Source organism: Acidiphilium sp. JA12-A1, from assembly GCF_000724705.2.
In the GTDB taxonomy this organism is placed as follows: domain Bacteria; phylum Pseudomonadota; class Alphaproteobacteria; order Acetobacterales; family Acetobacteraceae; genus Acidiphilium; species Acidiphilium multivorum.
In genome coordinates this window covers 1-6,773 of sequence record NZ_JFHO01000068.1, presented here as the reverse complement: position 1 = coordinate 6,773, position 6,773 = coordinate 1, and the positions used below count along the sequence as shown (strand labels likewise).

Sequence of the window (6,773 nt, the reverse complement as noted above, 5' to 3'; positions counted from 1 at the left end):
CGGATGTTGATCGAGGCGGCCTGGAGTTACCGACATCCCGCCCGGGTCAGCCGGGAATTGCTGTTGCGCCAGGAAGGATTGCCCCGGCCGATCCGCGAGATCGCCTGGAAGGCGCAGTTGCGCCTCTGTCGGCGTTATCGCCGCCTGACCCATACCGGCAAGCAGGCCAATGTCGTCACCACCGCGATTGCCCGCGAGTTGGCCGGCTTTATCTGGGCCATCGCACGGAAGGCCGAAATCGCGGCCGGCTGAACAATCGGATATTCGAAGCATACCCGGGAGGTGCCCACACTGATCAAACCCATCTGCAGCCGGGCAAGGCTGGAGGCGCGGTCACGGCCGGAGAACCCTCGCAGCCACTATCAGCCGGGACTTTCCGACGCTGGTCCCTAGACCGAGGCAGCTCCACGACGCATCAGGTCCTGCGGTTCCAATCCGCGTATCAGAGGATGATCTACCGTCGTTTCGGGATTGCGCCTCCAGCCTTACCCAGTCGCAGTCAAACCGAACCGCTTGCTTGCTCATCAGCAAGCAGAAGAAATCTCTTGCCTGCAGCTTGAAATGGCGAACATGAGAGCGGGCTAATCTCGACGATGAAACTTGACCCTCGGCGGCTCAATTGCTCAGCGGTGACCGGAATAAGCCGCATTTCAGGAGGCAGAACGATAGCACCCGACGACAAGAGCGTCAGCTTACCAGCCGCGTATAAGATGCGAAGGGGCATTGATGGATCCCCTCCCTATCGCACGAGTTGCAAACCAAGCGAATTATTATGCACGCAAATAATGCTATCACTGTCTCACCACACCGTTTCGGATGCAACAATTTGTATGTAATGTTACATTTGCCGGTGCAGGTTCTGCTTCAGTCCAGCTTCGCGCGACGCTTGCTTTGCCTCGTGGGTCAGCACGTCGATCCTCTCAATGGTGTGCCACAGTTCGCGGTCGCTGCAGGGGCACCAGCAGGCCACGATTGGGCAACTGCGCGAACCGGCCGATCTCCGCCGCCGGCTGGCCGAACAGGTAGCCCTGCACGAAATTGCAGCCGCAATCCCGCACGAAGGCCAGCGCCTCCGGCGTCTCGATCATCTCGGCGACCGTCGAGATCCCCATGCGCCGGCACAGTTCGGTCAGCGCGCTGAGGAAGGCGCGGCCCTTCTGCGCCCGCTGGGCGTGGCGGATCGCCGCGCCGTCGAACTTCACCGCGTCGACCTCCAGCGCCGAGAGATAGCGGAACGACGCGGCGCCGGCGCCAAAATCGTCGAGCGCCACGCTAAAGCCGCGCCGCCGCAGCCCCTGGATAAAGCCGTTCGCCGCGTCGAGATCGGCGATCTGCGCGCTTTCGGTGATCTCGAACGACAGCCGGCGGCGCAGCCAGTGGTTCTCCTCCAGCAGCCGGTGCAGCCCCTCGGCATAGGCGGCGCTGTTGATCGACCGGCCGGAAATGTTGACCGCAAGGCAGATATTCTCGTTGTTCAGCGGCAGCGTCCTGAACCAGGACACTGCCTTGCGCGCCATCGCGAGGTCGAAATCCTCGATCAGCCCGGTTTCCTCGGCGAGCCGGATGGTCTCGAAGGGCGAGCCGGTGCCTGCCTGGTCGAACCGGGCCAGCGCCTCGAAGTGATCAATCGCGCCGCTGTAGAGATCGACGATCGGCTGGAAGGCGATGCCGAACACCCCGTCATCGATCGCGCGGCGCAGCCGCGTCACGCTGCCCATCGCGTCGCTCAGCCGCTCGCGCAGCCGCTGCCCCGCCTCGTGCAGCGACAGTTCGCTGCCCTCGCCGAACCGGTGCATCGCATAGACCAGCCCGCGGGCGAGGTCGCTCTCGCTCATCCCCTCCGCCTGCATCGGCAGCGTCATCGACTCGATCCGCGGCGGCGGCGCCGTCGGATCGGCGGCATGGATCATCGCCTCGATCTGGTGGATCACCGGGCCGAAGCTCCGCCCCGCCTCGTGCAGCACCGAATAATGTCTCGAATCCAGCCGCATCGCCGTGTCGCCGCCGAGCGAATGGGCGCGCAGCAGGTCATCGAGTGTCTCGCCGAGCGGCCCGCCGGTATCCCGCGGGATCTCCGGGATCGCGAACAGCGTCATTTCCGCCCCCTGCGCGCTGGCGGCGGCGAGGCGTTCGGCGAGGCGCGGCACCTCCTCGATCTCTTCCGGCTCGTCCGGCGCGTCCTCCGCCAGCATGCGCATGGACACGAAGATCGCATCCCGCCCGGTATCGAGCCGGTGCGCGGCCACGCTCACCCGTGTCCCGGTGGCGCCTTCACGCCCGGCGAGGCGGATCGTCCCCGCCAGCGCCCGGCGCGTCGGCGTCAGCGTCTCGAGCACCGCGGCAATGCGGCCGCGGTCCTTTTCCGCGATCAGGTCGGTGAATTTCCGGCCGGTCCAAGCATACTCGGACAATCCGGTCAGCGCCTCGCTCGCGCCGGAGACGGTCTCGATCCTGAGGCGCGGATCGAGGGTGAGAAGCAGGTCGCCCCAGCAGAACGCCAGAAGCGCGTATCTGTCCCGTTCCAGCCGCAGCGTGGTCGTGGCGGCTTCGGTATTCAGCATCCGGTTCGAACTCCGCCCAGGCCGTCGCCAGGCGGCGGCTCCTCGCCGCACTATCCAGAAATTCGGTTAATCCTTAGTAAAGCGGAACGAGAGCCGATGCGAGGAAACCCAAAACCAGGTGACCGACAGCGGGGATACGAGTGAACCGCTCAATCACCTGGCTCACTGCATTACATGTGGACGACTTATCGGTGCGGCCCCCGGTGGCGGCTTGTGCTGCAGCAGCCATACCTCACCGATTCCCGGGTTGCGCCGCATACAGCCAATCGAAACACCAGATCCGCTGTTACGTTCCGATGAAACCCAGCAAATACGGCTTGCGTAGAAACCTCCGATCGGGAACTGCCACAACTCCATCAACCTGAAACGGATCCTTCATGATCAAGTCGAGCTTTCTCGCTGCCGCCCTCATTTCCGCCCTTTGTTCAGCGTCACAGGCGCGCGCCGCAACCCCCGTGTTCAAGGTCGTTGGCCAGATCGCGGTGCCTGGTCCCGTCAAATGGGATTACCTCGCAAGCGAGCCGTCGGCGCATCGGATCTTTGCCGCACAGGGTGACCGGGTCGACGTGATCGACACCCGCACCGATCGCCTGGTTGGCACGATCAGCAATGTGCGGGGCGCGCATGGCATCGCCCTTGCTCCGCTATTCGGCCATGGATTCGCGACGGCGGGTGTTGCCGGCACCGTGACCATGTTCGATCTGAAGACGTTGCGTACGGTCCGGACCATCGACGTTGGCAAGGGGCCGGATGCCATCGCTTATGATCCAGCTTCGCGGCGCGTTCTTGTGCCGAATGAGGTCAGCCAGAAGCTAATCGCGATCAATCCCGCAAGCGGAGCGGTGGCGGGATCGCTGCCATTTCATGCCGATCCGGAATTCCTTGTCGCCGACGGGCGCGGCAGCGTGTACCTCAACCTGAATTCCGCGAACCGGATTGCGGTGATCGATCCTCGTGCCATGCGCATAAGGCGAGAGGTCAATGTCGCGCCGGCGTGCAAGGGACCGACGGGCCTCGCGATCGACCGGGCAGAGATGCGCCTATTCGTGTCCTGCCGGAATGATGTTCTTGCAGTGGTCGACGTGCGCCGCGGCAAGGTAGTCGCCTCATTGCCGTTGCCTGCTTTCACGGATGCTGTGCGCTACGATGCGCGGGATGCGCTGGTCCTCGCCCCGAGCATCGATGGCACGCTGAGCGTCGTCAGCGCTTCAAGCAAGGATGGTTACCGCGTCATCCAGCGGCTCAGAACCGAGCCGGGCGCAAGGACACTGACCTTTGATGCTGCGACAAGGACGGCATACCTGTCGACGGCCCAACAAGAGCGCGTATTGCCACCGGCACCGGGGAAGACCTACCCGAGGCGGGAATTCAGGCCGGGCAGTTTCCGGGTGTTGGTGATCCGCGCCAACGCGTCCTGAGTTGACCCCGCGCCGCGCCGATCGTGCTAAGCGATCGGCGTTAAGCCTTCACTGCGACGCCTCCAGCAGCTCCGGTCCGTTGTTCGCAGGCCGATTCACCCGCACGCTCACCAGCCAGATGCGGAGCAGTCCGGCCGCGCCGGGGTGGAGCATCGCGCCGAGGTCGCCATCCTCCTCGCCCAGCCATGCCGGCCAGTTCCGCTCCTCGATGATCACAGGCATCCGGTCATGGATCGGCGCCATGTCCTCATTCGCCGCGGTGACGATGATCGCGAAGGTCCGGAGGATCTCGCCGGCTGGGCCGTGCCAGCCCTCCCAGATGCCGGCGAAGGCCAGCATCTCGCCATCGCGCCTGGCGATCGCATAGGGCTGTTTCGGGCCACTCTCCTGCGCCTGCCACTCGTAGAACGCATCCGCCGGCACGATGCACCTCCGTCGTTGGAAGGCTTCGCGGAACATGGGCGACGTTGCGACGGTCTCAGCCCTTGCGTTGATCGGTTTGCGGGCCTTGGCGAGGTCGTTCGTCCAGTGTGGCACAAGCCCCCAGGTCAGGAGGTCGAGGCGCCGTTCGCCGGTCTCCGGATGCCGTCGCACCACCATGGCCGGCTGGCTGGGCGCGACGTTCCATGATGGCGCCGCGTTCGGCACTTGGCCGGTGGTCTTGAACCTCCGGGCAACGGCCTCCGGCGGGGTTGTGGATGCGAAGCGGCCGCACATGGGGCACAGGATAGGCGCGGGCGACGCCCGGCGCCATTGTCCGCTAGTCCAGCCCGCGGAGCGTGATGAATGCTTCGCCCCGGATGCCGCAGCCCTTGCAGATCAGGCGCTCGGCGACGTGACGGAGCTGCTCGCTCGCCTTGCTCGACGCGAGCAGGTCGCACGGATCAAGCTCGCCGCGCTGCCGGCATATCTTGCATTGCGCCTCGATCACCGCGCGCGGCGCGATTAGGTCGCGGATGCGCACCGCATAGAAGGGCAATATTATGTTCCGTTTTTGTTCCGCTTGGGAGTGATGACTCCAGAGCGATCGGGAGACAAGCGGGTGGCGGTGTCGGCCGGGCGGTGCGGATCTGGAACTGCGCGAATCTGAACCTATATCCATGCCTCGGGAGAGCGCCTGGACAGGAGACATTCAATGCCTCAAGCCCATCCGCATAAATCGAAATCTGACAATCAGCCGGAAGCCATAGCCGTGCTGCTCATGGGCGGCACAAGCCTGATCGGCCTCGTCTTGTTCGCCCTGTTCCGGGTGTATTTCGGGTAGCGAACACCAGATGCGCCCAGTTCTGGCTGAGTGACCGCAGCGCGCCCGATTTGTGGATCAGTCCCCGCGCCTTGTGCCATAGGAAAGCAGGTATTCGCGGGGCACCACGATCTCGGCACCATCGCGGAAGTTGTCGTGAAATTCGACAAATGTACGCTGAAGGTCGGCGCGCCTTCTTTCATCAAGACTAGCGGCTAGGGTGCGCGTAGGACCATATCCATGGACAAACGTAGACCATGCGGTTTCGCCATCCGCCACACGGTAGACTGAAGTGCCGGACTCGAATTCGAGGTCAAATGCCTCCCCCAACAGCGCGGCGACACGGTCTTCACGCCCCCATTCGAATGGTGATGGCGGCGCAGGATCAGGGGGCAGCGGCATGTACTCGCGCATCACACGGAACATGCCGAAGACCGAACTGTCGGGCCTCCACGTCGTGAGCACGAGGCGGCCGCCCGGCCGCGTGACGCGGGCCAGTTCGGCGGCGGCTGCCTCAGGACGGCTGGCGAACATCACGCCGTAGGTGGAAATTGCCGCGTCAAACGTGGCATCATCATAGGCAAGGGCCTCGGCGTCCCCGACGCGATAGTCGACATTGAGACCTTCCGCCCGTGTCCGATTATGGGCGGCTGCGACTAGGTCGACCCCGAGATCAACACCTGACACGATCGCGCCGCTTCTGGCTACGGATCTCGCAGTCCAACCTGTGCCAGTGGCAACGTCGAGCACTCTTTCTCCCGGACTTGGCGCGAGGCGGCGAACCGCATGATCAATTGAATCAGCGATACCCCGACTGATTTCCTCGTAGGCATCACCGGCAGCGTTCCAGATCGCCGCGGCGCGCAGATTATGGAGCTGGATGGCAGCATCGGCAGGCGTGGACATGACGCCCTCACGAACTTGTGGGCACATGTTCTAGAGCGGCTTTCGACCGGTCTGAATCGCGAGGGGATTCCCATTGGCGTTGATTTCTGTTGGGGTGGACGGCCCAACGGCATCCAATGTGCCAATAGGGTCGAACAACGAACCTAATGAAAGGGCCGCCCAATGGAATTTAAGCGGATTTCTATAGACACGTCCAAGCATGTTTTTACGATCCATGGGGTCGATGACCAGGAGCGCCCGTTACTGCGGCGCGAGATCAGGCGGGCTCAGGTTGAACCGTTCTTCGTCAAATTGGCTCCGACGGAGGTGGTTCTTGAAGCTTGCGCAGGCTCGCACCACTGGGGGCGGGTGTTGGGCGGTATGGGCCACCGGGTCAGGTTGATCCCACCGCAATATGTGAAGCCCTTCGTGAAGCGGAGTAAAAATGATCGCAACGACGCAGAAGCGATCAGTGAGGCAGCATCCCGCCCGACCATGCGCACGGTTCCGGTCAAATCGGTGGATGAGCAAGCGGCAGCAATCATCGTGAAGCACCGGGAACTCTTGGTGAATCAACGAACCCAGGCGATCAACGCGTTGCGGGGGCACGCGGCGGAATTTGGCATCGTTGCCGCCAAGGGCTGCGCGAACGTCTCAGCATTGCTT

Annotated in this window: 7 protein-coding genes and 1 pseudogene; 4 read left to right on the top strand and 4 right to left on the bottom strand. The window is 63.5% G+C overall.

The genetic code is table 11. The features are described from left to right. A pseudogene (locus tag RT91_RS13455) lies at positions 1 to 252 on the top strand (IS110 family transposase); the annotation flags it as partial. 668 nt (positions 253 to 920) lie between these two features. Here RT91_RS13455 and RT91_RS13450 read toward each other — a convergent pair. Further along, the gene (locus tag RT91_RS13450) at positions 921 to 2,561 is read right to left on the bottom strand and encodes an EAL domain-containing protein (protein ID WP_035187685.1); all 1,641 of its coding nucleotides are present in this window, start codon (positions 2,559 to 2,561) and stop codon (positions 921 to 923) included. Between the two features lie 377 nt (positions 2,562 to 2,938). Between RT91_RS13450 and RT91_RS13445 the strand changes: the two genes are divergently transcribed. Then, positions 2,939 to 3,979: a YncE family protein gene (locus RT91_RS13445; protein WP_035187684.1), complete on the top strand. Its 1,041-nt coding sequence runs from the start codon at positions 2,939 to 2,941 to the stop codon at positions 3,977 to 3,979. Positions 3,980 to 4,027: 48 nt separating this feature from the next. On the opposite strand, the gene RT91_RS13440 is transcribed toward RT91_RS13445, so the two are convergent. After that, positions 4,028 to 4,696, bottom strand: a complete 669-nt coding sequence (locus tag RT91_RS13440; protein WP_035187683.1) for an SOS response-associated peptidase — start codon at positions 4,694 to 4,696, stop codon at positions 4,028 to 4,030. A gap of 43 nt (positions 4,697 to 4,739) precedes the next feature. Next, complete coding sequence (locus RT91_RS13435) at positions 4,740 to 4,958, bottom strand: hypothetical protein (RefSeq protein ID WP_035187682.1); 219 nt, start codon at positions 4,956 to 4,958, stop codon at positions 4,740 to 4,742. A gap of 156 nt (positions 4,959 to 5,114) precedes the next feature. Here RT91_RS13435 and RT91_RS22820 point away from each other — a divergent pair, with 156 nt between their 5' ends. Beyond that, positions 5,115 to 5,243 (top strand): hypothetical protein, encoded by a 129-nt coding sequence (locus RT91_RS22820; RefSeq protein WP_256363801.1) that lies wholly within the window; start codon positions 5,115 to 5,117, stop codon positions 5,241 to 5,243. A 57-nt stretch (positions 5,244 to 5,300) separates the two neighbouring features. Here RT91_RS22820 and RT91_RS13430 read toward each other — a convergent pair whose 3' ends face one another. After that, complete coding sequence (locus RT91_RS13430) at positions 5,301 to 6,128, bottom strand: class I SAM-dependent methyltransferase (protein ID WP_035187680.1); 828 nt, start codon at positions 6,126 to 6,128, stop codon at positions 5,301 to 5,303. Between the two features lie 162 nt (positions 6,129 to 6,290). Between RT91_RS13430 and RT91_RS13425 the strand changes: the two genes are divergently transcribed. Continuing rightward, positions 6,291 to 6,773 (top strand): IS110 family transposase (locus tag RT91_RS13425; protein ID WP_035187679.1); only part of this gene is annotated, 483 nt, incomplete at its 3' end.